21 protein-coding genes and 1 tRNA gene are annotated in these 25,029 nt (G+C 67.9%); 6 read left to right on the plus strand and 16 right to left on the minus strand.

The annotated features are described in order from the left end of the window. Positions 1–21 precede the first annotated feature (21 nt). The 6 genes from mfd to ACOGXD_RS02600 all read right to left on the minus strand — a co-directional run bounded on the left by mfd (position 22) and on the right by ACOGXD_RS02600 (position 7,065). A complete protein-coding gene (gene mfd / locus ACOGXD_RS02575) occupies positions 22–3,597 on the minus strand; it encodes a transcription-repair coupling factor (RefSeq protein ID WP_419916370.1) in 3,576 nt (1,191 codons plus the stop codon). Between the two features lie 32 nt (positions 3,598–3,629). Continuing rightward, on the minus strand, positions 3,630–4,271 hold the full coding sequence (gene pth / locus ACOGXD_RS02580; RefSeq protein ID WP_419916371.1) for an aminoacyl-tRNA hydrolase: 642 nt from the start codon (positions 4,269–4,271) through the stop codon (positions 3,630–3,632). Positions 4,272–4,279: 8 nt separating this feature from the next. Continuing rightward, positions 4,280–4,924, minus strand: coding sequence for a 50S ribosomal protein L25 (locus ACOGXD_RS02585; protein WP_419916372.1), 645 nt, complete (start codon positions 4,922–4,924; stop codon positions 4,280–4,282). A gap of 57 nt (positions 4,925–4,981) precedes the next feature. Then, complete coding sequence (locus ACOGXD_RS02590) at positions 4,982–5,965, minus strand: ribose-phosphate diphosphokinase (protein WP_419916373.1); 984 nt, start codon at positions 5,963–5,965, stop codon at positions 4,982–4,984. Positions 5,966–6,178: 213 nt separating this feature from the next. Continuing rightward, positions 6,179–6,964: an NTP transferase domain-containing protein gene (locus ACOGXD_RS02595; protein ID WP_419916374.1), complete on the minus strand. Its 786-nt coding sequence runs from the start codon at positions 6,962–6,964 to the stop codon at positions 6,179–6,181. Between the two features lie 29 nt (positions 6,965–6,993). After that, positions 6,994–7,065: transfer RNA gene (locus ACOGXD_RS02600), tRNA-Gln, on the minus strand. 118 nt (positions 7,066–7,183) lie between these two features. Here ACOGXD_RS02600 and ACOGXD_RS02605 point away from each other — a divergent pair. Next, on the plus strand, positions 7,184–7,279 hold the full coding sequence (locus tag ACOGXD_RS02605; RefSeq protein ID WP_323671112.1) for a 30S ribosomal protein bS22: 96 nt from the start codon (positions 7,184–7,186) through the stop codon (positions 7,277–7,279). 26 nt (positions 7,280–7,305) lie between these two features. Here the strand turns inward: ACOGXD_RS02605 and ACOGXD_RS02610 are convergent, their stop codons facing one another. From ACOGXD_RS02610 to ychF, 7 genes are read right to left on the minus strand one after another with little or no spacing between them, the layout of a single operon-like run. Further along, on the minus strand, positions 7,306–8,145 hold the full coding sequence (locus ACOGXD_RS02610; protein ID WP_419916375.1) for a 4-(cytidine 5'-diphospho)-2-C-methyl-D-erythritol kinase: 840 nt from the start codon (positions 8,143–8,145) through the stop codon (positions 7,306–7,308). A gap of 4 nt (positions 8,146–8,149) precedes the next feature. After that, positions 8,150–9,037, minus strand: a complete 888-nt coding sequence (gene rsmA / locus ACOGXD_RS02615) for a 16S rRNA (adenine(1518)-N(6)/adenine(1519)-N(6))-dimethyltransferase RsmA (protein WP_419916376.1) — start codon at positions 9,035–9,037, stop codon at positions 8,150–8,152. Next, positions 9,034–9,822: a TatD family hydrolase gene (locus ACOGXD_RS02620; RefSeq protein WP_419916377.1), complete on the minus strand. Its 789-nt coding sequence runs from the start codon at positions 9,820–9,822 to the stop codon at positions 9,034–9,036. The genes rsmA and ACOGXD_RS02620 overlap by 4 nt, the downstream gene beginning before the upstream one ends. Positions 9,823–9,832: 10 nt before the next feature. Continuing rightward, positions 9,833–11,332, minus strand: a complete 1,500-nt coding sequence (locus tag ACOGXD_RS02625; protein ID WP_419916378.1) for a class I tRNA ligase family protein — start codon at positions 11,330–11,332, stop codon at positions 9,833–9,835. A gap of 59 nt (positions 11,333–11,391) precedes the next feature. Next, positions 11,392–12,249: a 16S rRNA (cytidine(1402)-2'-O)-methyltransferase gene (rsmI, locus tag ACOGXD_RS02630; RefSeq protein ID WP_419916379.1), complete on the minus strand. Its 858-nt coding sequence runs from the start codon at positions 12,247–12,249 to the stop codon at positions 11,392–11,394. Next, the gene (locus ACOGXD_RS02635; RefSeq protein WP_419916380.1) at positions 12,246–12,581 is read right to left on the minus strand and encodes a DUF192 domain-containing protein; all 336 of its coding nucleotides are present in this window, start codon (positions 12,579–12,581) and stop codon (positions 12,246–12,248) included. The genes rsmI and ACOGXD_RS02635 overlap by 4 nt, the downstream gene beginning before the upstream one ends. 2 nt (positions 12,582–12,583) lie before the next feature. Next, the gene (gene ychF, locus ACOGXD_RS02640) at positions 12,584–13,717 is read right to left on the minus strand and encodes a redox-regulated ATPase YchF (RefSeq protein WP_419916381.1); all 1,134 of its coding nucleotides are present in this window, start codon (positions 13,715–13,717) and stop codon (positions 12,584–12,586) included. A 117-nt stretch (positions 13,718–13,834) separates the two neighbouring features. Here ychF and ACOGXD_RS02645 point away from each other — a divergent pair, with 117 nt between their 5' ends. The 3 genes from ACOGXD_RS02645 (at position 13,835) to ACOGXD_RS02655 (ending at position 16,927) form a co-directional block, all read left to right on the plus strand. Next, positions 13,835–14,974: a CaiB/BaiF CoA transferase family protein gene (locus ACOGXD_RS02645; protein ID WP_419916382.1), complete on the plus strand. Its 1,140-nt coding sequence runs from the start codon at positions 13,835–13,837 to the stop codon at positions 14,972–14,974. Positions 14,975–15,017: 43 nt separating this feature from the next. Beyond that, on the plus strand, positions 15,018–15,104 hold the full coding sequence (locus ACOGXD_RS02650; RefSeq protein ID WP_416246623.1) for a 50S ribosomal protein bL37: 87 nt from the start codon (positions 15,018–15,020) through the stop codon (positions 15,102–15,104). A gap of 86 nt (positions 15,105–15,190) precedes the next feature. After that, the gene (locus tag ACOGXD_RS02655) at positions 15,191–16,927 is read left to right on the plus strand and encodes a polysaccharide deacetylase family protein (protein WP_419916383.1); all 1,737 of its coding nucleotides are present in this window, start codon (positions 15,191–15,193) and stop codon (positions 16,925–16,927) included. A gap of 52 nt (positions 16,928–16,979) precedes the next feature. Here the strand turns inward: ACOGXD_RS02655 and ACOGXD_RS02660 are convergent, their stop codons facing one another. Then, positions 16,980–18,143 (minus strand): DUF459 domain-containing protein, encoded by a 1,164-nt coding sequence (locus ACOGXD_RS02660; RefSeq protein WP_419916384.1) that lies wholly within the window; start codon positions 18,141–18,143, stop codon positions 16,980–16,982. A 3-nt stretch (positions 18,144–18,146) separates the two neighbouring features. After that, positions 18,147–19,568, minus strand: coding sequence for an MBOAT family O-acyltransferase (locus ACOGXD_RS02665; protein WP_419916385.1), 1,422 nt, complete (start codon positions 19,566–19,568; stop codon positions 18,147–18,149). Between the two features lie 69 nt (positions 19,569–19,637). Between ACOGXD_RS02665 and ACOGXD_RS02670 the strand changes: the two genes are divergently transcribed. Further along, positions 19,638–21,353, plus strand: coding sequence for a phospho-sugar mutase (locus tag ACOGXD_RS02670; RefSeq protein ID WP_419916386.1), 1,716 nt, complete (start codon positions 19,638–19,640; stop codon positions 21,351–21,353). Here ACOGXD_RS02670 and ACOGXD_RS02675 read toward each other — a convergent pair. Further along, positions 21,350–22,360: an adenosine kinase gene (locus ACOGXD_RS02675; protein ID WP_419916387.1), complete on the minus strand. Its 1,011-nt coding sequence runs from the start codon at positions 22,358–22,360 to the stop codon at positions 21,350–21,352. The two genes, ACOGXD_RS02670 and ACOGXD_RS02675, sit on opposite strands and share 4 nt — an antisense overlap. A 104-nt stretch (positions 22,361–22,464) precedes the next feature. On the opposite strand from ACOGXD_RS02675, the gene ACOGXD_RS02680 reads away from it, so the two are divergent. After that, positions 22,465–25,020 carry a M1 family metallopeptidase gene (locus ACOGXD_RS02680; protein WP_419916388.1) on the plus strand — a complete coding sequence of 852 codons (2,556 nt, stop codon included), beginning with the start codon at positions 22,465–22,467 and terminating at the stop codon, positions 25,018–25,020. Positions 25,021–25,029: the final 9 nt, after the last annotated feature.

Raw genomic sequence — 25,029 nt, forward strand, 5'->3', positions numbered from 1 at the left:
GCTCACCGCGCCGGCGGTGCTTCACCCCTGCTGCTCAGACGCCGTCGGGGGCCGCAGCTGCTGGCAGAAGGCAAACAGGTGCCCGACCGTGGTCGGCTTCAGCGCACGGACCGACAGCTGCACCTCCCGGTCGTCGGCCTTGTACCGGGCCGCGTTGAACGGTGTGCCGGCACAGATGCGCCGCATGCGCAACTCCTCGCTGGCCGTGAGCACGAGCGGCCCGAAACGCACCCTGCCCCCGTCGTGGCCAGGCGCAAACGCCACGGCTCGCATGTCGAGCCGGTGACACTCGGTGCGCAGCAGCGCGATGTGCAGCAGTGTCTGTGCCGCGTCCGGGACAGGTCCGTAACGGTCGATCCATTCGGCTTCTATGTCAGCCACCTCGACCAGTTCGGTCACAGCCCCGAGGCGACGATACGCCTCGAGTCGGCCCGTAGCGTCAGCCACATAATCGTCAGGCAGGTGTGCCGCCAGGGGCAAATCGATCACGATCTCCGCAGACTGGGCAGGTGTCTCGCCGTTCAAGGAGGCGACCGCCTCACTGACCAGCTCGCAGTAGAGGTCGTAGCCAACGGCCGCGATGTGCCCCGACTGCACGCCGCTGAGCAGGTTGCCTGCGCCGCGCAGCTGGAGGTCGCGCATCGCGATCCGGTACCCCGAGCCCAACTCGGTGGACTCGCCGATCGTGCGGAGGCGCTCGTAGGCCTCTTCGGACAGCGAACGGCCCTCGGGGTGGAACAGGTATGCGTACGCACGCTGGCCCGACCGGCCCACACGCCCGCGGATCTGGTGCAGCTGCCCGAGCCCGAGCAGGTCGGCTCGATCCACGACCAGTGTGTTGACGCTCGGCATGTCGATGCCCGATTCGATGATCGTCGTGCAGACCAGCACGTCGTATGCACCGGCCCAGAAGTCGATGACGATCTGCTCCAGCGTGCCCTCGTCCATCTGGCCGTGCGCCACGGCGATACGCGCCTCGGGCACGAGTTGGGCCAAACCCGCCGCCACCACGTCGATGTCGGCGACCCGGTTGTGCACGAAGAACACCTGGCCCTCGCGCAGCAGCTCCCTGCGAATGGCCTCGCTGACGGCGCGCTCGTCGTAGGGGCCGACGTGGGTGAGGATCGGCTGACGCTCGGCGGGCGGCGTCTGCAGCAGCGACAGGTCTCGGATGCCGGTGAGTGCCATCTCCAGCGTGCGCGGGATGGGCGTGGCCGTCAGCGTCAGCACATCCACCTCGGCTCGCAGGTGCTTGATGGACTCCTTGTGGCTCACGCCGAAGCGTTGCTCCTCGTCGACTACCAGCAGACCCAGGTCGGAGAACTTCACATCGTCCGACAGCAGCCGGTGCGTGCCGATCACCACATCGACGGTTCCGTCGGCGACCCCGGCGACCACTGATCGCTGTTCGGCGGGCGTGAGAAAGCGGCTGAGCACCTCTACCCGGACGGCATGGTCTGCATAACGCTCGGCGAACGTCTGGTGGTGCTGCTGGGCCAGCAGAGTGGTCGGCACCAGCACCGCCGCCTGCTTCCCGGCGCTCACTGCGCAGAACGCGGCCCGTACCGCCACCTCCGTCTTGCCGAAACCGACGTCGCCGCACACCAGCCGATCCATGGGCACTGGCTCGGCCATGTCGGCCAGCACGTCGTCGATCGTGCGGCGCTGATCGGTCGTAGGCGTGTAGACGAAGCTGTCGGCCAGCTCTGCCATGCCCAAGCCGTGCGGATCGAATGCGTTGCCCGATGTGGTGATGCGTCGCTGGTACAGCACCACCAGCTCCTGGGCGATCTCGGCCACCGCCGCGCGCACCTTGGCCTTCTGGCGCTGGAAATCGCTGCCGCCCATGCGGCTGAGCCGGGGTGTCTCCCCGCCGATGTACGGGCGGATGAAGTCGATCTGCTCGGTGGGCAGGTAGAGGCGGTCTGTCCCCCGGAACTCCAACTCGAGGTAGTCGCGCTCGTCGTCGCCGAAGGCTCGCCGCACGAGTCCCGCATAGCGGGCGATGCCGTGATGGTGGTGGACGACGAAGTCGCCGACGCTCAGATCTTCGAACGTCGGCGCTACTCCGGTCCGCCGCCGAGCTGCGCGGTGGACCCGGCGGCGTCCGGTGAACTCCGCCTCCGGCAGCACCGCCACTCCGGCTGCAGGCGCGATGAAGCCCCCTTCCAGGGGCGCCACCACGACGTGGCCGCCGGGCGTCGGGTCGAAGCTGCTGGACTCGGTGTGCAGGAGCAGCGGTACTTCGTGCGCGCTCAGCGTGTCCGCTAGCCGAGCAGCGGAGCCGTCTCCTTCGGCGGCCACGACCGAGACGGGCCGCTCGGCAGCTGACACACCTGGACGCTCCGCGCCCAGCACCAGGCGGCGCAGCTGGGCCACGAGGCGCTCGGGATCACCCGCAGCGGGCAGCCATGGCTCGGTGGCGACCTGCGGCCCAGGATGGCCGTCTGCCGTCGGAGCAGCCGTGGAGTCCACCGACCACACCGCCGCCGGACAGCGTGCCAGCAACCGGTCGAAGGCGACATGCAGCGGCGGGAACGGAGCCGGGGCATCGTCGGGGGCAATGTCAGAGCCCTCATCGGCGCTGTCAGGTCTCCGCAGCCCCCACGTGACGGCCAGCGACTGGGTGAGGTCATCGGTTTCCGCCTTGATGTCGGCGGCACGATCAGCGAGCCGCCTGGGCTCGCAGAGCAGCACCAGCGAGTCGGGCCCGAGCAGGTCCGGCAGCACGAACTCCTCTGCAGCGAGCCACGGCAGCCACGACTCCATCCCGTCGAAGAGCTCGCCCCTGCCGAGACGTTCCATGTGCTCTGCGCACCACGGCTCGCTGACGGCCAGGGCTGCGGCTCGTTCTCGCATGGCAGCGTCGGGCCGCATCTCCCGTGCCGGGTAGAGCTGCGTCTGCGCAAGCTCCGCCACCGAACGCTGATCGGCAACCGAGAACTGCGTGAGGCGGTCCACCTCGTCGCCCCACAGGTCGATGCGCACCGGCGCGTCGGCCGTCGGGCAGAAGACATCCACGATCCCGCCGCGCACTGCAACCTCGCCGCGATGCTCCACCTGATGCTCCCGCCGGTAGCCCCACGCCACCAGCTGCGATACCAGCTCGCCAAGGTCGCATCGGTCGCCTCGTGCCACGCGCAGCGATGCTGCCTCGTCGCTGACAGCGTTCGGGCTCAGCTGCTGCAACAGCGCCCGAATCGGCGCCACGATCACCTCGGGCACCCCGACTGCAGTCGCCAGCTCGCCAGTTCCGCCGTGGGGCTTCAGCGCCTCCAGCACTGCCAGCCGGCCACCCATCGTCTCGGTTGCGGGGCTCACGCGCTCGAACGGCAGCGTCTCCCACGCCGCGAACAGCGCTACCTGTCCCTCCCCCAGCCAGGTGCGGAGGTCGGCGGCAGTGCGCTCAGCCTCGTTGGCGGTGGCCGTGACGACAAGGATCGGTGTGCGTGAGCCCAGTGTCGCCAAGCCGGCGGCGACGAACGGGCGGGCTCCCTCGGCAACGGCAATCGAGCCCGACGAACGGCCCAGCATCGACACAAAGCCTTGGTCACGGCCGAGGCGCTCGGTCAGCAGCCGCAGCGGTGCGGCGCTCACTGGGCTTGCAGCGCTCACTGGGCTTGCCGGGCTCACTGGGCTTGGGGATCCCGTCCCCGCCGGCGAGCATTCGTGACGGTCATGGCCGCCTCGATGCCATCGCGTACCAGCACCTCGAGTCCCGCGACTGCGAGGACCACGGCTGTGTCGATCAACGGTTCCTCGTGACCCCTCGGCCGCTGCAGCACCCATTTCTTGCCAGCTTCGGGCCGCGGCGGCTTGCCGATGCCGATGCGCAGCCGCGTGAAATCCTGGGTGCCGAGCTGGTTGGCGATCGACGCCAAGCCGTTGTGACCGGCAATCCCGCCGCCCGACTTGAGCCGCACCTGGCCGGGCTCAAGGTCGAGCTCGTCGTGGACAATGACGAGTCGCGACGGCTCGACGATGCCGTGGCGCTTGACCAGCGCGCCCACGCTACGGCCGCTCTCATTCATGAACGTGGTCGGGCACGCGAGCGTGATGCGACGCTCGCCGACCGTTGCCTGTGCCACTCGGGCATGCTCACGCCGCTGCACCGCCAAGTTGCACTGGAGCATCGAGGCCCAGCGTTCAGTGGCCTCTGCCCCGACGTTGTGACGGCTGCCGGCATAGCGCTCGCCGGGATTGCCGAGGCCCACCACCAGCCAGTCTGCGGCTGTTCCCCGCCGCGCGGCCGCCCGGCGGAACACGGACACTGAGTCGTTCAGTCTTCGTCGTCGGCGGCGTCGTCGTCGTCGAGGGCGTCAGCGTCGGCCGGCTCGCCTTCTTCGTCGACCTGCTCGGCGGCGACGGCAGCCCGCGTCCGCTGCGCGATCGCGACCAGCGTGTCGCCGTCGAGCAAGCTCTCCATGCCCTCGGGCAGCGTGAGATCGCTGACACGGATGGGGTTGTCCAGCGACAGCGACTCCACGTCGACGTCGAACGCGGGGGGGATCACCCCGGCGGGTGATTCGACATGCAGCGACATCAGCTGCTGCTGCACCACCGCGCCTTCGCGACCCGCCTGCGCCGCCTCGCCAACCAGCCGGATTGGCACATCCACCACCAGGCGCTCGTCGAGCGAGATGAGCAGGAAATCGACATGCGTGACGCGATTGGCAATCGTGTCGCGCTGCATGTCCTTGACGATGGTGAGATGGTTCTCGCCCTCGACCTCGAGCGTGATGATCGCATTCGGGCCCGCTGCGTTCAGCGCAGCCCGAAACCGCAAGCGATCCAGCGTGATCGACACGGGCTCGCTGCCGTGGCCGTACATCACTGCGGGGATCTTGTCTTCGGCGCGCAGACGCCGCGACGGACCCGAGCCAGTGGCCTGACGGGTCTCGGCGATGAGCTTCAGCTGTTCCATGCTGGCCCTTTCGAGCACTGGGCGCCTAGTCGATGGCGACGAGACAGCCTACGAGTCTCAGAACAGGTTCTGGCCGTCGAAGATCTCCGACACCGATGCGTCCTCGAACACCGACTCCAGGGCGTCGGCGAACACGCCGGCCACGCTCAGCACCACGAGCTTGTCGAACTGCTTTGAGCTGGGGATCGGCACCGTATTGGTGACGATGACCTGGCTCAGCGAGGAATTCTTCAGGCGATCCACGGCCGGCTCGGAGAACAGGCCGTGCGTGCTGGCGCACATCACGTCGGCGGCACCGTTGGCAACCAGCGTCTCGGTAGCGGAACAGATAGTGCCGGCCGTGTCGATCATGTCGTCGATGATCACGCAGGTGCGGCCCGTCACTTCGCCCATGATGCCGAGCGCCTCAGACTCGTTGGCGTTGTCAGTGGCACGACGCTTGTAGATCGAAGCGACGTCACAGCCCAGCCGGGTCGCGTAGCGCTCAGCCACCTTCACTCGGCCGGTGTCAGGCGACACGATCACCGAGTCGGGCCCCATGACGCCGGACAGGTAGTCGATGAGTACCGGCGCGGCCGTCAGATGATCCACCGGGCCGTCGAAGAAACCCTGGATCTGGCCGCTGTGCAGGTCGATCGACACGAGACGCTCAGCCCCGGCCACGGTGAACAGGTCGGCCAGCAGGCGTGCGGTGATCGGCTCACGGCCGGCCGCCTTGCGATCCTGGCGGGCATACCCGTACAGGGGTGCCACTGCGGTGATGCGCTTGGCCGAAGCACGCCGGGCGGCGTCGACCATGATGAGCTGCTCCATGATCGCGTCGTTCGGGCTCATGGTGTCGCAAGCGGCATGGCTCTGGATGATGAACACGTCGCCGCCGCGGATCGACTCGGCGAACTTGCACTTGATCTCGCCGTTCGCAAAGTCGATGAGCCCGGGATCGCCGAGCTCCACGCCGAGCTGCTCCGCGATCTCGGTGGCCAATTCCGGATTCGCCCTGCCGCTGAACAGGTGCAGGCGCTTCTTGGTGACCAGCTCCATTGCGTGTTCCTTTCGCAGCAGTCCTCTGGGCGCCGTGCTTGACGCAGACGCGCTCGAAGCAGCACTAGCTGAGGGCTGGGCGGAACGCTCGGCAATGGGTTTTGGCGGCATGTTCAGCAGTCCGGCGACAATTTGAGACTACCCCAACGCACTCTCAGAACCCCAGAATTTCCGCCCGTCACGGCGTATGTGGGCGTCTGCACATCCCGCACGTCACCCTCGGGCAGCCAGCGCGGCTTCGCAGTCCGCCAGCTGCTCTGCGTCGTTCACGCCCATGGCCTCTGATGCATCGTCGAGGGCTACCGCGGTGATCACCTCGCCGCTGCGGGCGAGCAGGCCGATGGCGTCGGGGAGGTAGTACTCCGAAGCGGCGTTTGCGAGACGCAGCTGCGGCAGCACTTGGCGCAGCTTGGCCGCGTCGAAGCAGTACACGCCCGCATTGATCTCGTTGATCTGCGCCACCGAGGGCGTGGCATCACGCTGCTCGACAACGGTCAGACCGGCCGCATCACGCACGATGCGCCCGTAGCCGGTGGGGTCGCCGATGTGAGCCGTCAGCAGGCTGGCAGCGGCACCGGCGCGACGGCGCTCCGCCACGACACGTCGCAGCGTTGCTGCTCGCAGCAACGGCGTGTCGCCCGGCAACACCAAGACATCGCCGGCTTCGGGGTGTGAGTCCAGCGCCGACAGACCGACACGTGCCGCGTCGCCGGTGCCGAGCTGGGTGGGTTGCGTCGCAAACACCAACCGGTCGGCCTGGGGGGCCTCGGCCCCGACAGCCTCGCGGACCTGGGCTGCGCCGTGCCCCACCACCACCACCACGGGCGACGCGTCGACGGCAGCCAAGGCATCGAGCACTCGCAGCACCATGGCGCGGCCGCCGATCGGGTGGAGCGGCTTGGGCAGTTCCGAGCCCATGCGGGTACCGGCGCCCGCTGCCAGCACGACGGCCGCGCACGGCGGCGTCATGGGGCCCGACATCATCGGGTCAGCCGGCATTGCGCCGGCTCGCCGCATGAGACCTGGGGTTCGGGGAGGAGGACTCGAACCTCCATTGCCGGGACCAAAACCCGATGTCCTACCAATTGAACGATCCCCGATAGCGCCTGTCTCAGCAGGCGGGTTGCCTGTGGATCGAGGGTAGCGACCTGCTCCAGCCCCATCGTCACGGATTTCACTCGTGGCAGGGCGAGCCGGAGGCGCTAGGTTCGTGCCTCCATGGGATCGCTGGTCAAGAAGCGCCGCAAGCGGATGCGCAAGAAGAAGCACCGCAAGATGCTGCGGCGGACGCGCTACCAGCGTCGCAATCGCTGACCCGCAGCTATCGGGGCTATTGCCAGCTAGTGGAGCCGTCCGATGGCGCGTGCTGCTGCTGCGCGCACACCATCGGCGACCGGTTGGTGCACGCGTGGGGCGAACGGTGCGGGGATGAACCAAGTGCCGCCGCTGCCGGCTAGCTGCGGCCGGCGCCCGGAGACCTGAGCCAATTCATCGCGCCACGCAGTCAGCTCAGGGTGAAGGGCCACTGCGGCTGGCTCCAGATCGTTGTACTGATCGCCGGACGGGCCGCCGAGCTCGTCCCATGTCCGGTACACCGCCGCTGTGTCGACCCGGAGCGGCGGCATCCACAACACGAACGACTGGTCACGGAACGGGAGCGGCTCGACGATCTCACCGACGCCCGTCACGCGAGCACGACCGCCGACGAGGCAGAACGCCACGTCGGCACCCAGGGTCGCCGCCTGTTGCGGGGTGACGATGGCAGGTGCCCGCAGCGGAGGCGTCGCCGGCGCGTCGGCAGCCATGCGATTCGCCCAGCGGAGCACGGCTGCGGCGTCTGCCGAGCCCCCGCCCAGGCCCGCACCAGGCGGGATGCGCTTGCGAACCTCGACGTGGGCGGTCCTGCCGGCAAGCTCCAGCGCCCGGACCACCAGATTCGACCCATCAGCAGGGATGTCCCAGTCGGGCGTTGCGCTGGCCGGGCCATTCGCTCCGGCGGTCGGAATGATCTCGACCGACAGCTGCGAGCTGGGGTGCACGATGATCTCGTCGCATAGGTCGAGCGTCACCATCTCGGCATCGATGAAGTGATAGCCGTCGCCCCGGATGCCGGTGATCCGCAGCCGCAGCGTCAGCTTCGCCGGAGCGAGCAGCCGCGCCGTCTGAGTGAGCGCCGCCACGGCCCTACACCGGCGTGCCGAGTGAAACCTCGGCGAGACGCACCCATTCGGTGAGCCCGAGACGTTCGGGACGATTGGTCCCCTCGACGCCCGCTCTCTTCAATGTCCCGTCCGCGTCGTCGAGGGCGTTGCGCAACGTGCGCCGCAGCATCTGCCGGCGATGCGCGAATGCTGCCGCCACGAGCCGATTGACCTCCGCGCGCAGATCGGGCTCCATGGACAGGGCACGACGGGTGATGCGCACCAACGCGGATTCCACTTCAGGACGGGGGTAGAAGACCGTGGCCGGCACCGTTCCGGCCAACTCGGCGTCAGCGTGGACCGCGACCCGAACGGAGACTGCGCCGTAGGCACCGCTGCCAGGCACCGCCGCCAATCGCTCCGCGGCTTCTCGCTGGCACATCACCAGCAGCCGGGTGACGGCCGGCACCTCGTCGAGCACGGTCAGCACCAGCGACGTCGCGATGTTGTACGGCAGGTTGGCGACGACCTGCCACCCGTGGCCCGGCAGAAGCGCGCTCCAGTCCATGCGTCGCGCGTCGGCGTGCACGATCTGGACGGGACCCGGCGTCGGCCCACCGGGCGCTGCGGGATCCGGCCTGCTGTCCGTGTTGAACGAGGCCACCACCTCGCGCAGGGCCGGCACGAGACGGCCGTCGGTCTCCACTGCCACCACCTCGGCCCCGGTCTCGGCCAAGGCCAACGTCAACGAGCCCACACCAGCGCCGATCTCCACGACGCGGTCGCCCGGGCCGACGCCTGCCAGGCGTGCGATCCGGCGCACGGTGTTGGGATCGATCACGAAGTTCTGCCCGAGGCTTCGCCGCGGCGCCGCCCCGACCTGCGCCAGGAGCTCCTTGACGGCAGGCAGAGTCAGCAACCGGTCTGTCATACGACAGCGGGATCGTCCAGCCCGAAGATGCGCCGAGCGTTGGCCGTGGTCTCCGCAGCGACCTGGGCGGTGGACACGCCGCGCGCTGCGGCGACAGCTTCGCCCACGAAGCGCACCCAGCTCGGCCGGTTCTGCTTCCCCCGCTTGGGCACCGGTGCCAGATACGGCGCGTCGGTCTCGATGAGATAGCGGTCGGTTGGAACGAGCGCTGCGGCGTCGCGGATCTCCGATGCGTTGCGGAACGACACGATGCCGCTGAACGACACCGATGCACCTCGCTCGAGTGCTGCGCGGGCCTCGGTGGGCCCGCCGGTGAAGCAATGGAACACCGTGCCCGCGGGCACACCCTCGGCGTCGAGCACGTCGAAGGTGTCTTCCCAGGCATCCCGGCTGTGGATCACCAGCGCCAACCCGTAGCGGTGCGCCATGGCGATCTGGGCGGCGAACGCCTCGCGCTGGCTGGCCCGATCCGAGTGCTCGTAGTAGTAGTCGAGCCCGCACTCGCCAATCGCCACCGGCGTCTCGCCGGCGTTGATCAGCTGCTCCAGCGTTGCGAGCGCTACCGGACCCTCATCCGCATCGTGAGGGTGCAGCCCGATCGTGGCAGCGACACCCGGCAGCGTCCGGGCCCGTTCCAGTGCCGCAATGCTGTGTTCGACGTCAGTGCCGATATCGACGATCCACGCCACGCCGTCCTGTTGGGCTTCGGCGACCAGCTCGGCTCCCCCATCCCAGAGATGGCAGTGACTGTCCACCCAGACCTCGGGTTGCGGCGCTGAGTTCATCCCTGTGAGGTCACTTCAGACGGGGATACAGGGGATCGCCAGTCGACACCGGCAGACCACCGGGGTAACCACCCCAGACCGCAGCTTGGGGCAGGCGCTGATCCGCGACCGAACCCGCCATGCCGATGCGCCGCCACACCTCGTCACAGCCCCTCGGCGTCGCCACCGACGCGAGCACCGCCACGATGCGCAGCGCCTCGAGCGCATCGCCGAGCACAGCGTCCACCTCGGGGCCCGGATCGGCCTTCCACGGCTCGGCTGCTTCGAGCATCGCATTGGTCTCGCGGATGATGCGCCATGTGGCGTCGAGGGCTTCCGAGGGCGCCAGTCGCTCCCAGGCGTCGGCGGTCTCGGCAACGCACTCGGCCACCGCGTCGGCCAGCGGGCTGTCCGCACGGGGCGCCGGACCGATGCCGTCGCACTTGCGGCTGACCACGGTGGCCACGCGGCTCATGAGGTTGCCCAGGTTGTTGGCCAAGTCGGCGTTGTAGCGGGCGACCATCCCCTCATAGGAAAAATCGCCGTCGGGGCCGAACGGCTGATCGTGCAAGAAGTGGTGTCGCACGCCGTCGCTGCCGAAATCGTCCACGAGATCGCCCGGCGCGATCTGGTTGAGCGCCGACTTCGCCATCTTCTCACCGCCGACGAGCAGGAAACCGTGCACATGGACACGGCGGGGCGGCAGCACGCCGCCGCTCATCAGCATCGCCGGCCAGTACACGCAATGGAACCGGAGAATGTCCTTGCCGATCAGGTGCACACCTGGCCAGCGATGCGCGAACTGGGCATCGTCGCTGGCGTACCCGGCGGCGGTGATGTAGTTGGTGAGCGCGTCGAACCAGACATAGGTGACATGGCTCGGGTCCCAGGGAATCGGGATACCCCAGTCCAGCGAGGTACGGCTGATGGAGAAGTCCTGCAGCCCGCTGCGGATGAACCCCAGCGCCTCGTTGCGCTTGGTCGCCGGCACGACGAAGTCGGGATGAGCTTCGTACCAGTCGAGCAGGGGCTGCTCGTAGCGGCTGAGCGAGAAGAAATAGTTCTCCTCCGAGACGTGCTCGACCGGCCGGCGGTGGATGGGGCACACGCCGTCGTCGAGGTCGTCCTCGGTGTAGTAGGCCTCGCAGCTCACGCAGTACAGGCCCTCGTAGGTCTGCAGCGTGATGTCGCCGTTGTCGTAGCAGGCCTGCAGCAGCTGCTGGACCGAGTGGTGATGGCGAGGCTCGCTGGTGCGGATGAAGTCGTCGTTGGCGATGTCGAGCTGCTGCCAGGCTTCCTGGAAGCGCACCACGGTGCGGTCGGCCCACTCGATGGGAGTGCAGCCGTTCTGCTCGGCAGCCCGCTGCACCTTGAGGCCGTGCTCGTCGGTGCCGGTGAGGAACATGACGTCGTCGCCGCACAACCGATTCCAGCGAGCGACCGCATCAGCCGTGATCGTTGTGTACGCGTGCCCGATGTGGGGGGCGTCGTTGACGTAGTAGATCGGCGTTGTGACGTAGTAGGAGGTCACGCCAGCAGGGTAGTGAGGGGCAGCGCAGCCGCTCGCAGAATTCGCAGCCGCTCTCGCCGCTACGGCATCTGGTCATCGAGGGAGCGGGCTAACTCGGTGGATATGCGGTAGGTGCGGTTGCGGGCGGCGCCGAGGCGTTTTGCCACGTTGGTCGCGGCGTCGCGGGGAGTGGCGCCGGCTTCCAGTTCGCGATGCAGTTCGGCGGTTATCTGCTTGTCGGACGGGGGTTGCGGGGTTGTTGGGCCGAGCACCACGACGATCTCTCCTTTGGGCGGTTCGGCGAACTGGGCCGCCAGCTCGGCGACCGTGCCGCGCGCCACTTCTTCGTGCAGCTTGGTGAGTTCACGGACGACGACTGCCCGGCGGTCGGCGCCGCAGGCTTCGGCCAGGTCCCCGAGCGTGGCGCCGAGGCGCCTAGGTGATTCCAGCAGGACCACCGTTCGCTGCTCGGCGGCGATCCCTTCGAGTCGTTGACTGCGGACGGTCCCCTTGCGGGGCAGGAACCCTTCCATGATCCAGCGATCTGTCGGCAGGCCTGAGATGGCCAACGCCGTGACTGGCGCCGACGGTCCTGGAACGGCGCTGACGCCGATGCCTGCTGCTGCCGCCGCGGCGACCAGTCGCTGCCCAGGATCGGAGATGGCGGGCAGGCCCGCGTCCGTGACGTACGCGGCGGTCTCCCCTGCCGTCAGGCGCTGCACGATCTCTGCGGCCACGGTGGCCTCGTTGTGCTCGTGCATCGCCACCAGCGGCTGCCCCGCGATGCCGAGCCGCTGCAGCAGCAGGCCAGTGCGGCGGGTGTCCTCGCAGGCCACGAACGACACTGCCGACAGCACCTCGACCGCCCGCGGGGCGATGTCGGCAAGATTGCCGATGGGTGTGGCGACCAGCCACAGCCGGGGTTCGCTGTCGCTCATGCTTCCAGCCGGATGTCGAGCGTGTCTCCCACGGACAAGCCCCAGCGTTCGCATGCGCCCGCCTGGGTCTCGATGACCGATCGAGCGCTCAGTCGCGGGCGTCCGATCCGGCCCGGCGGCATCTGTACCAGGTCCACTACCCGTCGCTGCCGGTCCAGGAACAGCACGTCGATGTCGAAGCTCATCCCGATGGTGTGCACACACCGGCATCGCTCGATCAGCAGTGCTCCGGTCAAGTCGCCGCGCCCGAGCAGGCCACGCCGGCGCTCGGAACGGGTGCGAGCAACCTCAAGGCTCGCCACCACCCGATCCCCGCACACCAGCCAGGGCATGACTACACGTTGAAGCGGAACTCCACGACATCGCCATCGCGCATCGGATAGTCCTTCCCCTCGACTCGCAGGCGGCCGGCGTCCCGCGCGGCAGACCACGAGCCTAAATCCAGCAGCTCAGCCCAGTCGATCACCTCGGCCCGGATGAAGCCGCGCTCGAAATCGGTGTGGATCCGCCCAGCGCATTGCGGCGCTCGCCAGCCGGCCCGGAAGGTCCACGCCCGCGATTCCTTCTCGCCCGTGGTGAGGAACGTGCGTAGGCCCAGCAAGCCGTGCGCAGCCGCCACGAACCGCTCCAGCGCGCCTTCGCCCAGACCGAGTCCTTCGAGCAGCTCGGTTCGCTCGGCGCCGGCAAGCTGCGCAGCTTCCGCCTCGAGTTGCACACACAGCGGCAGCACCGTCGCACCCGGCAGCTCGGCCTTAATGGGCGCTGCCAGCTCCGCCGTTGCATCGAGCTGGTCCTCGCCGAGGTTCAGCACTGCCATGACCGGCTTGTCGGTCAGCAGGAAGTGGCTCCGCAGCGCTGCTCGATGCGGGTATTTCTGGGCGGAACGCTGCGGACGCTGGTCGGCGCCATCGCATTGATCGCCAAGCGGCCATGCCCGGTACAGCGGCGTGCCGGCCGCCAGATGTTCGAGCGCAGCGTCGAGCGCCGCAACCTCATCGGCCAGCGCGGTGTCGGACGGCTGGCTGCGGGACGCCTTGCGACGGCGGTCGATGCGGGATTCCACCGACTCCAGATCCGCCAGCGTGAGCTCGGTCTCGACGATGCGAAGGTGTTCGAGCGGGTCGGCGGGACCGGGCACATCGGCATCTGAGAAGGCACGCAGGACGAAGACGATCGCGTCCACCTCGCGGATTCCCGCCAGGAAGCGATTGCCGAGACCTTCGCCCTTGCTGGCGCCCTCCACGAGCCCGCCGATATCGATGAACTCCGTGGTGGTGGGCACCACTTTTTTGCTGCCGCTCATCTCGGCGAGCGCGTCGAGCCGGGGGTCGGGCACCCGGGCCACGCCGACATTCGGATCGGTGGTGGCAAAGGCGTACGGCGCTGCCAGTGCCCCGCCGCCGGCGAGCGAATTGAACAGCGACGACTTCCCCGCGTTGGGCAGGCCCACGAACCCAAAGCGCTCCATCGCCGGGCGAGGCTAGTGAGTGCTCCGCCGAGTGCTCCCGGGCGGTGCGGAGCGCTGCGTGCAAGACTTCGCCGGGTCGGGTGCGCGCCCGAGGCATCCATTGACGGGGAGGAACCCATGGGACCGTTGCAGGGACTCAAGGTGATCGAGCTGGCCGGCATCGGCCCTGGGCCATTCTGCGCCATGCTGCTCGCTGATCTGGGCGCGGACGTGATCCGCATCGACCGCATGACGCCTGAAGACCTCGGCATCGACCGGGGGCGCAGGTTCAACGTGCTCAACCGGGGTCGACGTTCGGTGGCAGTCGACCTCAAGTCGCCTGACGGCGTCGAAACCATCCTCAAACTGGTGGAGCAGGCCGACGCGCTCATCGAAGGCTTCCGCCCCGGCGTGACCGAGCGACTCGGCCTCGGACCGGACGAGTGCTTCGCCCGCAACCCGAAACTGGTTTACGGCCGCATGACCGGGTGGGGCCAAGAGGGGCCGATGGCACACGCCGCAGGCCACGACATCAACTACATCGCCCTGACCGGTGCGCTGCATGCCATCGGACCAGCCGAGGCACCGAGCCCGCCGCTCAACCTGGTCGGCGACTTCGGCGGCGGCGGCATGTACCTGGCCTTCGGCGTGTGCGCCGCACTGCTCGAGGCGCGTGACTCCGGGCAGGGCCAGGTGGTGGACGCCGCCATGACCGAGGGTGCTGCGTCATTGATGGCAGCCATCTATGGCATCTACGGCTCGGGCGGCTGGGCCGACGAGCGGGAGTCCAACTTCCTCGACGGCGGCGCCTATTACTACGGTGTGTACGAGACCTCTGACGGCAAGTTCGTCTCGGTCGGTTCGATCGAGGGCAAGTTCCACGACGAGCTGCTCGAGAAAACCGGTCTGGCCGACGCTCCCACGGTGGACCGCAACGACCGTGATGGGTGGGCCGACAAGCGGGCCCGCCTGGCGGAGGTGATCAAGACCAAGACCCGCGACGAGTGGGACGAGATCATGGCCGGCTCCGATGTCTGCTATGCGCCCGTACTGGACCTGTCGGAGGCACCGCACCACCCGCACAACGTGGCCCGCGAGAGCTTCGTGGAGGTCGAAGGCGTGATGCAGCCGGCACCGGCGCCTCGCTTCAGCCGTACTCCGGGCGCCGTGGCCCGACCGCCGGCGTCGCCAGGCGAGAACACCGATGAGGTACTGGCCGACTGGGGCTTCGACGCCGACGACATCGAGAAGCTTCACGAAGTCGGTGCCGTCGGCTGAGCCCAGAGGCTGAGCCGAACTGCGTCGGTAGCCTGAGACGCCTATGTCGAAGCGCACCAACAAGCGAAAGCTCCGGGCGCGGCGCAGCAAAGCCAATCACGGCAAGCGCCCCAACTGCGGCCGCGGCTAGGCGGCTGGCATCGGGCCGCGCCTGCGGCCAATGTGACTGCGTCCGGCTGCCGCTGCGCACCTCTCTCAACCGGCCATCATCAAGGGGTGCGCAAACGCGGCGCCTCAGGCTTGGTCAGGCTGCTGATCCTGACTGCCGTGCTGAGCGGCGCATGCCAGGTTCAGCAGAGTCCTGACGCGGCGCCGGTCGCGAGTGAGTCGAGCGTTGCCGGGCAGACTGAGGTGTCGACCGGCGCGACATCGGCGGCAGTTCCCTCGCCGACTCTGCCCCCGCCCGCACCCAGCGCTTCCGACGAACCGACATCCGACGAACCGACATCCAGCGATCCCGGGCTGCCGGATGGTCCGGAAGCAGTCGACGACGGCATCGACGACCAGCCCACCGCTCAGGAGGCGCACGAGCCGGACGTCGTGGAGGCCGATCCTGTCGAGCCCGAGCCGCTTCCTGCGGATCTCGAGGCCGCCCTGCGCACATCGTTCCCGGATGCTGCGTATGTGCTTCATCCCGAGGTGGGCCGGGGCGATCTGAACGGCGATGGCGTCGACGACTTCGCCGTCTACGTCGAGGCCCGATTCGCTGACTTGCCGGAGGGAAATCTGCTAGTGCCCGTCATCGACACCGGCGCGGACTTTGACGTGCAGCCGCCCGTGGAACTGGGCCGTCACATCATCATCGACACCACCGACATCCGGGATGGCGCGGTCGAGGTGTCCTTCTTCGATCGCTCGCCTGGCGAGCCGCTGACGGTGATCACACGACGCACCACCCTGTCCATCAGCCCCGACAGCGCGGGCGCATCAGATGCAGCGCCAGCGTGGATCGCCACTGCCATCCGCGTCGAGCCGATCGCCAATGTGCAGGCGCTTCAGATCAACAGGCCGGCAACGCAGGTGACGTTCGAGCTCGACGGCATTGGCACCGTCATGCCGGATCGGATCGAACTGCGCGAGCGGCACCGATATGTCGTTCATGCCGCTGAGCAAGACGTCATAGTGGTGACGCTCACTGCGCCGGCCGGAGTCTGGCTGGAGGCCGGTCTCGGCGACGACGCAATGCTCGTGCCGATCGCCGAGCAGACCCAGAGATTTGCAACTTACGTGCCGGCGAGCGGCGCGTGGACTGTCACAGTCGCGTCGACGCTCCCCGAGCCGGCGGACTACCGGCTTTCCATCGACGTATTCCCAGCTGCGCTCGGCGCGGGCATAGCTACCCGCGACCCCACCGGCTTCTGGTCGAGCACGCACGCCTCCCCGCCAGCCTTGCCCGACGACGGGCCAGTCGTCTACCTGACATTCGACGACGGACCGCACCCGACCTACACACCGCAAGTGCTCGACGTGCTGGCACGCCACGGGGCTCGAGCGACCTTCTTCGTCGTCGGCTACCTCGCAGAGCGGTATCCACTGCTCATCCAGCGCATCGCGCACGAGGGCCACACCCTCGCCAACCACTCCTGGCAACACGAGTCGCTCGCACGTGTCTCGAAGGCGGCCTTCGACCGTTCCGTCGGGCGCACCCAGGAGACCCTGGGGCCGCTCGCCACCCCGTGCCTCAGACCTCCCTACTACGCCATCGGCAGATTCACCGAGGAATGGTCCAACGAGCTGGGCCTGAGACTGGTCGGCTGGAGCTACTCCCCGCGCGATTGGGAACAGCGCCCGGCACAGGCGATTGCCAACGGCCTCGTCGCCCGGTCCTATCCCGGTGCCATCATTCTGCTGCACGACGGTGGCGGCCCTCGTTCGGCGACGGTGCGAGGACTCGACATGGCGCTCGAACGGCTCTCAGACCGCGGATTCGAATTCAAACCGCTGTGCCGCTAATGCGATGCGCCGCGGCTGCGTGCTCTGTGATGTCGCCGCGGCGGGCGGCGCTTCACGACTGAGCGCCAGACGACAGGTCAACGAAGAGTCCGAGTTCGTCCAGCAGCACCTGCGACAGCCAGCGACCGCCGACGGTGCTGAGGTGGACGCCGTCGGTGAGACGCACATCGGCGAGCTGCCCATCGGCGTCGGCCACGTAGCGGCTGAAGCCGCCATTGGGCCCCCGGAACAGATCCCTCGTGTCCACGTAGTGCACCCGGTCGCGCTTGGCGGCTTCGGCCTCGAAGATCTCGTTGACGCCCTGCATGCGGGAGTCGTACTCGGGGTCCTCCATGATCGGTTGGCCGACCCAGATCAACACCCGGTCGGGGTCGGTGGTCACCAGGTCCATGACGTGGCCGACCCGCGCCGAGTATTCCTGCACCCAGGCATCAGAGAAGCGGCGCGCGATCTGGCCGTCCACGACGATCGCCTGTGCGTCGTTGCCGCCGAACATCAGCACGACTGCGTCGGGGTCCTCGGCGGCTAGGACCTCCACGATGCGTGTCGGCCAGTCGTAGAAGTCGGGTCGGCTCAAGCCGCTGGAGAGCTGATGCTCCGTGGAGGCCTCGATGACGCCCGTGTCGTTGGCCAAGCCCACCATGACGTGGCCGAAGAACTGCACCATGGAATCGCCCATGACGTGCAGCCGCAGCGGATCGGCCGGCGTCGGGAACCACGGCATGGTGGTGGCCGGCGCTCCTGTCGCCACGCCGTCATCGGAGCTCCCGGCACCAGCGATCGCCGGCGTCGCCGGATCGGCAACCACGACACCAGCACGCGCCGGATCGGGAGCCGCGGCGCCGCCGGCTTCATCGACCGCCTCGCCGGCAGCGACGGCACTGGACGGATCGGCCGTCGCGCCGGGATCGGCCACGTCGCGACCGAACGCCTCGTCGGCCCAGAGGCGCGGCAGGTGCACTCCGGCGGCGCTGGCCGCGCCCTCGACCGGTTCCCACACCGCCACCGAGACATCGCGCTCCCAGCCGAACGGCTTCTGCTGGGCCTCGCGCAGCAGCTGCTGCGAGTTGAGCACGATCGCCAGCGTCAACCCGAGCGCGCCTGCCAGCAACACCTTGCCGGCAGGTACGCCGATGCGGCGGTCGCTGGCATGCAGGCGCGGCTGGGCTCCGGACGGAGCAGTCGGAGGGCTGGGCGGAGCGTGCGAGATCTGCATTGCTCAGAACTGGAAGTAGATGAACGGGGCGACGCCCGTGGGACCGAGAACGTCAATGGCCACCAGCGAGACGCCTACGACGGCGCCTTGGGCCACCCAGCCGAGGCTGGCAAAGCCGTCGCGCAGCTGGTCGAACCAGTCGGCGGGCATGAACTGGAAGGCGAGTGCGCCGAACGTCACCGCGATCACCAGCGGTGTTGCAGTGCCGGCGTAGTTGTCGAAGTTGGCCATCGCGCCGAGCATCTCGACCGCTGCGGACAGCGATTCGGAACGGAAGAACACCCATGCCAGGCACACCACATGGAAGGTGACGAGCCATCGCACGACCTCGCCCCAACCCCCCGGCAGGATCGGCGGCGCACCGCTGCGCTCCCGCTGCTCGCGCACCAGCCGCTCCAACGCCAGGACGACACCGTGGATCCCGCCCCAGATGACGAAATTCCAAGTGCTGCCGTGCCACAGCCCGCCCAGCAGCATGACGATCATGAGGTTGCGGTAGGTGTTGGCGCGGCCCTTCCTGTTGCCGCCCAGCGGCACGTACAAGTAGTCGCGCAGCCAGCGCGACAGGGTCATGTGCCAGCGGCGCCAGAAGTCCTGCAGCGTGAGCGCCCGGTAGGGATTGTCAAAGTTCTGCGGGAAGCGGAACCCGAGCAGGAGCGCCACGCCGATGGCGATGTCGGTGTAACCGGAGAAGTCCGCGTAGATCTGGACCGCGTAGGCGTACACCGCCAAGACGACTTCGGGCCCGCTGTGCGCCCCCGGATCGGCGAACACGCCATCCACGATCTCGCTCGCCAGGAAGCTGGAAATGACAACCTTCTTGAACAGGCCGTTCAGGATCAGCCCGAACGCCTCGGCAGCCGGCACGTGCCGGGGGTCGGGCCGGGCAGCGAGCTGCGGCGCCATCTCCGATGCCCGCACGATCGGTCCGGCCACGAGCTGGGGGAAGAACGACAGGTACACCGCGAAGTCCAGCGGCGCCATCTCGCGGACATTCCCGCGGCCGATATCGATGATGTAGCTCATGGCCTGGAACGTGTAGAAGGAGATGCCGACCGGCAGCGTGTACTCCAGCACCGGCAAGGAGTTCGAGATGCCGAAGCGCTCCAGCAGGTTGGACATCTCGACGGCGAAGAAATCCCAGTACTTGAAGATGCCGAGGATGGTGAGATTGGCAGCCACGCCGAGCCCCACCCACCAGCGCTTCCTCTGGTCGGAGCCCATAACCGCGAAGTGCCCAACGACCCAGTTGATGACAATGGTGGCGAGCAGCAGGAAGACGAAGCGCCAGCTCCACCAGCCGTAGAACACGATGCTGGCCGCCAGCATGAGCGGCTTCCACAGGGCCGGATGCGGCCGCGTGAGCCAGTTGACGACGAAGACGACAACGAAGAATGCTCCGAAGACGAACGTCGGGAACAACATGCCGGGCCGAACATACTTGCGCGCGCATTGTCAAGGGCTGAGCCAGATGCTGAGCCGGCAGGCGAGACCATGACAACTCACGCAGAGCTGCTCGATTCTTGGCTGGAAATCGACCCCGACGCGGCGATGCGCGCGGACATCGAGGCCAACCGTGCAAGCACCGACTGGGTGCAGGCGCACTTCGGCAGCCCGCTTCGCTTCGGAACCGCCGGCATGCGTGCCCCCGTGGGGCCGGGACCAGCGCGGATGAACCGCGTCATGGTCCGCATCGCCGCACGAGCTGTCGGCGCCGAGCTGATCGCAGCCGGTTTCGGCAGTCGTGGCGCCGTAGTGGGGTTCGACGCTCGGCCAGGCTCGGCGGACATGGCCTTCGACGCCGCCCGGCTGCTCGCCGCCATGGGCATCCCTGCCGCGATCATCGATGGCCCCGCGCCGACACCGTTGCTGGCCCGCCAACTGCTCGCTCGCTCAGCGGGGGCCGGATTGATGGTGACAGCGAGCCACAACCCCCGCGATGACAACGGCCTGAAGGTGTACTGGGCCGACGGAACGCAGATCCGGCCGCCGCTCGACCAGCGCATCGAAGCGCGCATGGTCCTGTCGTCACTTCCTGCCGACGCTGATCTGGCAGCCCGACACGAGGTCGAGAGCCTCGACGTGCGATCAGTGATCGCTGAGTACGTGGGCGCAGCCGTCCGCCGTCCGGTCTTTGACGCGGATGGCCAGCCGGTCGATCCGAACGATGTGCCGCCGATCGTGTACACGGCGTTGTGCGGTGTCGGTTCGCAGACCCTGGCCCATGCGTTTGCCACCGCCGGTCTGCCTCCCCCGATCTACGTGGAGCACCAGCGGCAACCCGATGGCGCGTTTCCTGGGCTGCCATTCCCGAATCCGGAGGAGCCAGGCACCCTCGACGATGCGATGGCTCTCGCCCAGGATCGCGATGTCGATCTCGTGCTCGCGAATGACCCCGACGCGGACCGGTTGGCGGTAGCAGTTCGCGATCGGGACAGCACATGGTGCCGGCTGAGCGGCGACGAGCTGGGAGTGTTGCTGTGCGACTGGCTGATCCGTCTGGCGGGTGAGCAGCGGACGGCGCGGCAGTCGATCTCGGCATCGTCGGTGGTGTCGGGACGGATGGTCGAGGCCCTGTGCACTGCCCGCGGTGTGGCCCACCATCGCACCTTGACTGGCTTCAAGTGGATCATGGAGCCTCGCCTCCAACACGCTGCAGCGCATTGGCTGTTCGGCTACGAGGAGGCGCTCGGCTACTCGGTCACCGACGCCGTGCTGGACAAGGACGGCATCTCGGCGGCAGTGGAATTTGCGCGCCTGGCCGGCTCCTTGGCCGCTCGTGGGATCAGCCCGCTTGAACGTCTCGACGAACTGGCCGCCGAAATCGGACTGCACGTCACCGGCGCAGCATCAGTACGCGCCGACACTGAGGACATCGCGGGTGCCATGGCGGCGTTGCGGGCCGATCCGCCCCGCACGATCACCGAGCTCTCGGTCACGAAGGTCACAGACTGGCTCGATCCAAGTGCGCCCCACCCAACCGATCTCGTGGAATTGGAACTGGCTCCGGCCACTGCGGGCGATCCAAACCGAGATCTCGAGGCGCAGGTGCGCATCTGCATCCGCCCGAGCGGCACCGAGCCCAAGGCGAAGATCTACCTCGAAGCCGTCAGTCCGAACCCTGATGACCTTCCCGCAGACCGCCACCGCATGCAGGCATTGCTGGACGCCATAGCTGCGGAGGTCAGCGTGTGGTTCAAGCGCGCCTAGAGCAGTTCGGCAGTCAGTTCATCGAGCGGCACGAGCGGCCGGGTGCCCACGTGGGAGATGACCTCGGCGGCAGCCACGGAGCCCAGCCGGCCGCACAGTTCAAGGTCGTAGCCCCGGGCAAGCCCGTACAGCACCCCGGCGGCATACAGGTCACCGGCGCCGGTGCGGTCGACCACTTCGTCGACTGGCTCGACGGCGACCTGCACCATCTCATCAGGCGTCACAAGAACAGCACCCGCGGCTGAGAGCGTCACCGATGCAATGTCCACCTGGCCCTGCACCGCCGCAAGCGCCTCATCGAGATCCTCGGTCTGGTACAAGGCCTTGAGCTCGGCGGCGTTCGCAAACAGGATGTTCGTGCACCGGTCGACCATGTCGATGAACTCGCGCCGGTGGCGATCCACGCAGAATGAGTCCGAGAGGCTGAGTGCCACCTGGCAGTCGTTGCCGGGCGCGGCACAGTGCTCCGCTACCTCGCGCAGCGCTGCCCGGGCAGCGGTCGGATCCCAGAGGTAGCCCTCCAGCAGCACGGTGCGGGCCCGGCCCACCATGTCCCAGTCGACATCTGCGGGGGCGAAGCCGGCAGACGCGCCCAGGTAAGTGCTCATCGTTCGCTCGCCGTCAGGGGTGATGACGACGGTGCAGCGTCCCGTGGGGTCGTCACGTGGCGCTCTTGCTGTGGCCTGAGCGACGCCGTGGGCGGCCATGTCGGCCACAAACAGATCGCCGAGCCCGTCTGCGCAGACTCGCCCCATGTATCCGGCACGGGCGCCGAGCGCAGCGATGCCCAGCATGGTGTTGGCCACCGATCCGCCGGGTGTCATCTCGTCGGCGCCGCCGAGCAGTTCCACCATTGCGGCAAGCTCAGTTGCCCGCTGGGTGTCCACCAGCGTCATCGCTCCCTTGACGATGCCCAGACCGTCGACGACGGCATCATCGGCGCGCAGCAGCACATCCACCATGGCATTCCCGATGCCAACGACATCAAGCGAATCCGCCGATTCCACGCATGTGGGCTTAGCACCTCAACTCGCCAGCTCGCACGTCCTGCCGGCTCCGCAGCGGGCGCATCCGCTGCGACGCTTCGCGGGGCGTCGGTAGTGTGCGCGCCGTGACGCTCCTGACTGATGGCTCGCCGAACGCCAACCCGTACCGGCTGCCACGAGATGTACGGCCCGATCGCTATGACATCGTCATCGAGCCTGACCTTGACGCCGCACGATTCGTGGGCGAAGTCCGCATCGAAGCAACGGTGCACGCCCCAATCGACAGCGTCACCCTGAATGCCGCCGAACTCGAGTGCTCGGACGCCACGCTCAGCCAAGGCGACACAACATCGGGCGCCGAGATCTCCTTCGACCCCGAGACCGAGCGGATGACGCTGCGCCCTTCCGACGGCCGACAGCTCGAGCCCGGCGACGTCCAGATCAGCTGCTCGTTCGCCGGCGAGCTGAACGACCAGCTCCGCGGCTTCTACCGCTCCACTTTCGTCGACGAGGCCGGCGAGGCGCACACCATCGCGACGACGCAGTTCGAGTCCACCAACGCGCGACGGGCATTCCCGTGCTTTGACGAGCCCGATTTCAAGGCTGTCTTCGGCGTCACGATGGTCGTGCCCGCCAATCTCATGGCAGTCAGCTGCGGCGAGGTGGTGTCGTCGGAAACCCTGCCTGACGGCCGCCGGCGCGACACCTTCGCCGACACCATGCAGATGTCCACCTACCTCATGGCCTTCATTGTCGGCGACCTCGAGGTCACCGATCCCGTCGACGTAGTCGGCGTGCCGCTGCGCATCGTGCATGTGCGGGGCAAGTCGGCGCTGACCGGGTTCGGCCTGGAAGCCGGAGCGTTCGCGCTCGCCTGGCTGGTCGACTACTACGGCATTCCCTACCCCGGCACCAAGGTCGACCTCATTGCCGTGCCCGACTTCGCGTTCGGCGCGATGGAGAACATGGGTGCCATCACCTTCCGGGAAACACTGCTGCTGGCAGACCCGCAGAAGGCCACCACCGCTGAACTGCTGCGGATCGTCGATGTTGTGGCGCACGAACTCGCGCACATGTGGTTCGGCAACCTCGTGACGATGGACTGGTGGAACGGCATCTGGCTGAAGGAGGCGTTCGCCACGTTCATGCAGGTGGCCGCCACCGATGCCTTCCGACCCGAATGGAAGCGCTGGGACGAGTTCTGCATCGAGCGGGGTGCGGCGTTCGATGTCGACGCGCTCAGCTCCACCCGACCCATCGAGTACGAGGTGGTCTCCCCCGCTGACGCCGAGGGCATGTACGACGTGCTGACCTACGAGAAGGGCGCGGCGGTCGTGCGCATGCTCGAGCAGTACCTCGGCCCCGACCGGTTCGCAGCTGGAGTGCAGCACTACCTGGAAAGCCACAGCTACGCCAACACCACCACGACCGACCTGTGGGACGCCTTGGAGACTGCCAGCGGCGAGCCGGTGCGGTCGGTCATGGATGGCTGGATCTTCACCGGCGGTTACCCGATCGTGTCCGTTGGGCCGCATCCGTCCGGGCTCACGCTGTCGCAGCACCGCTTCGTGTACGGCACCGAATCGGAGGGCCTCTGGAGCGTGCCAGTCATGGTGCGTGCGCGCCTGGTCGACGGCAGCACCGCCGAACGGCGACTCCTGCTCACCGACGCGGCCGCGACGGTGGACCTCGGCGGTGGCGTCGAGTGGGCGGTGGTGAACGCGGGCGGGCACGGCTACTACCGGGTGCGCTACGGCACTGATCTGCTGGCAGCGGTGGCGCGTCAAGCCCTGGAAGTGCTGGAACCCATCGAGCGGTACGGGCTCGTCGACGACACCTATGCGGCTGTCGTGGCCGGCGACGCCAGCGCAGCCGAATTCATCGGGCTCGTCACCGATCTGGGCTCCGAAACCGACCTGCACGTGTGGCAGCGAATGATCGGGGGACTCAAGGGACTGCACGCGATCGCCGAGCCGGACGGGCGAGAGACCCTGGCCGTGCTGATACGGGATCTGGCGACCACGGCGCTGGGCGTGCTGGGTTTCGAGCCCCAGCCTGGCGAACCCGATCTCGACCGCGAGCTGCGCGGCGTGCTGTTCGAGGCGGCAGGCGGCCGGGGCCGTGACGAGCTGGTCCGGACACGCGCACGGGAACTCTTCGAGACGGCAATCGACAGCAGTGCGGCTGTCGAGCCGAACCTGGCCGCGGCCGCAGTACAGGTGGCAGCGGCGGCCGGCGACGAGACCGACTACGAGCGCATGCTGGAGCTGTACCGGTCGGCTGACACACCCCAGAGCGAACTGCGCTACCTGCAATCGCTGCTGCTGTTCGAAGACGCCGAGCTGTTCAACCGGACGCTCGAGCTGTTCGCTGCCGAAGTCCGCACGCAGAACGCCCCATACCTGCTCGGCGCCGCGATGACCCATCTCGACCACGGTCCGATTGCCTGGGCTTTCGTCCGGGACCGTTGGGACGAGCTCACCGACCGGTTCCCCCAGAACTCCATCTCGCGGATGGTCGGCGGGATACGCGGGCTGCACACCCGTGAGCTGGCCACAGAGGTGGAAGCCTTCTTCTCAGAGCACGAGGTGCCTCAAGGAGCGCTCACGGTCGCCCAGCACATCGAGAAAATGTGGGTGAATGTGCGGCTACGCGAGCGCGAGGGCGCCCGCATCGGCTGATGTTCGGCC

The organism is Candidatus Poriferisodalis sp. (assembly GCF_965204125.1).
Lineage (GTDB): Bacteria > Actinomycetota > Acidimicrobiia > Acidimicrobiales > Poriferisodalaceae > Poriferisodalis.

Bases quoted from the DNA above. Each gene is read 5' to 3' on its own strand.
- rsmI (WP_419916379.1), bottom strand. From the start codon at position 12,249: ATGAGCGACAGCGAACCCCGGCTGTGGCTGGTCGCCACACCCATCGGC.
- ACOGXD_RS02645 (WP_419916382.1), top strand. From the start codon at position 13,835: ATGGGACCGTTGCAGGGACTCAAGGTGATCGAGCTGGCCGGCATCGGC.
- ACOGXD_RS02595 (WP_419916374.1), bottom strand. From the start codon at position 6,964: ATGCCGGCTGACCCGATGATGTCGGGCCCCATGACGCCGCCGTGCGCG.
- ACOGXD_RS02605 (WP_323671112.1), top strand. From the start codon at position 7,184: ATGGGATCGCTGGTCAAGAAGCGCCGCAAGCGGATGCGCAAGAAGAAG.
- ACOGXD_RS02650 (WP_416246623.1), top strand. From the start codon at position 15,018: ATGTCGAAGCGCACCAACAAGCGAAAGCTCCGGGCGCGGCGCAGCAAA.
- ychF (WP_419916381.1), bottom strand. From the start codon at position 13,717: ATGGAGCGCTTTGGGTTCGTGGGCCTGCCCAACGCGGGGAAGTCGTCG.
- ACOGXD_RS02635 (WP_419916380.1), bottom strand. From the start codon at position 12,581: ATGCCCTGGCTGGTGTGCGGGGATCGGGTGGTGGCGAGCCTTGAGGTT.
- ACOGXD_RS02670 (WP_419916386.1), top strand. From the start codon at position 19,638: ATGACAACTCACGCAGAGCTGCTCGATTCTTGGCTGGAAATCGACCCC.
- ACOGXD_RS02665 (WP_419916385.1), bottom strand. From the start codon at position 19,568: ATGTTGTTCCCGACGTTCGTCTTCGGAGCATTCTTCGTTGTCGTCTTC.
- ACOGXD_RS02620 (WP_419916377.1), bottom strand. From the start codon at position 9,822: ATGAACTCAGCGCCGCAACCCGAGGTCTGGGTGGACAGTCACTGCCAT.
- ACOGXD_RS02590 (WP_419916373.1), bottom strand. From the start codon at position 5,965: ATGGAGCTGGTCACCAAGAAGCGCCTGCACCTGTTCAGCGGCAGGGCG.
- ACOGXD_RS02660 (WP_419916384.1), bottom strand. From the start codon at position 18,143: ATGCAGATCTCGCACGCTCCGCCCAGCCCTCCGACTGCTCCGTCCGGA.
- rsmA (WP_419916376.1), bottom strand. From the start codon at position 9,037: ATGACAGACCGGTTGCTGACTCTGCCTGCCGTCAAGGAGCTCCTGGCG.
- ACOGXD_RS02585 (WP_419916372.1), bottom strand. From the start codon at position 4,924: ATGGAACAGCTGAAGCTCATCGCCGAGACCCGTCAGGCCACTGGCTCG.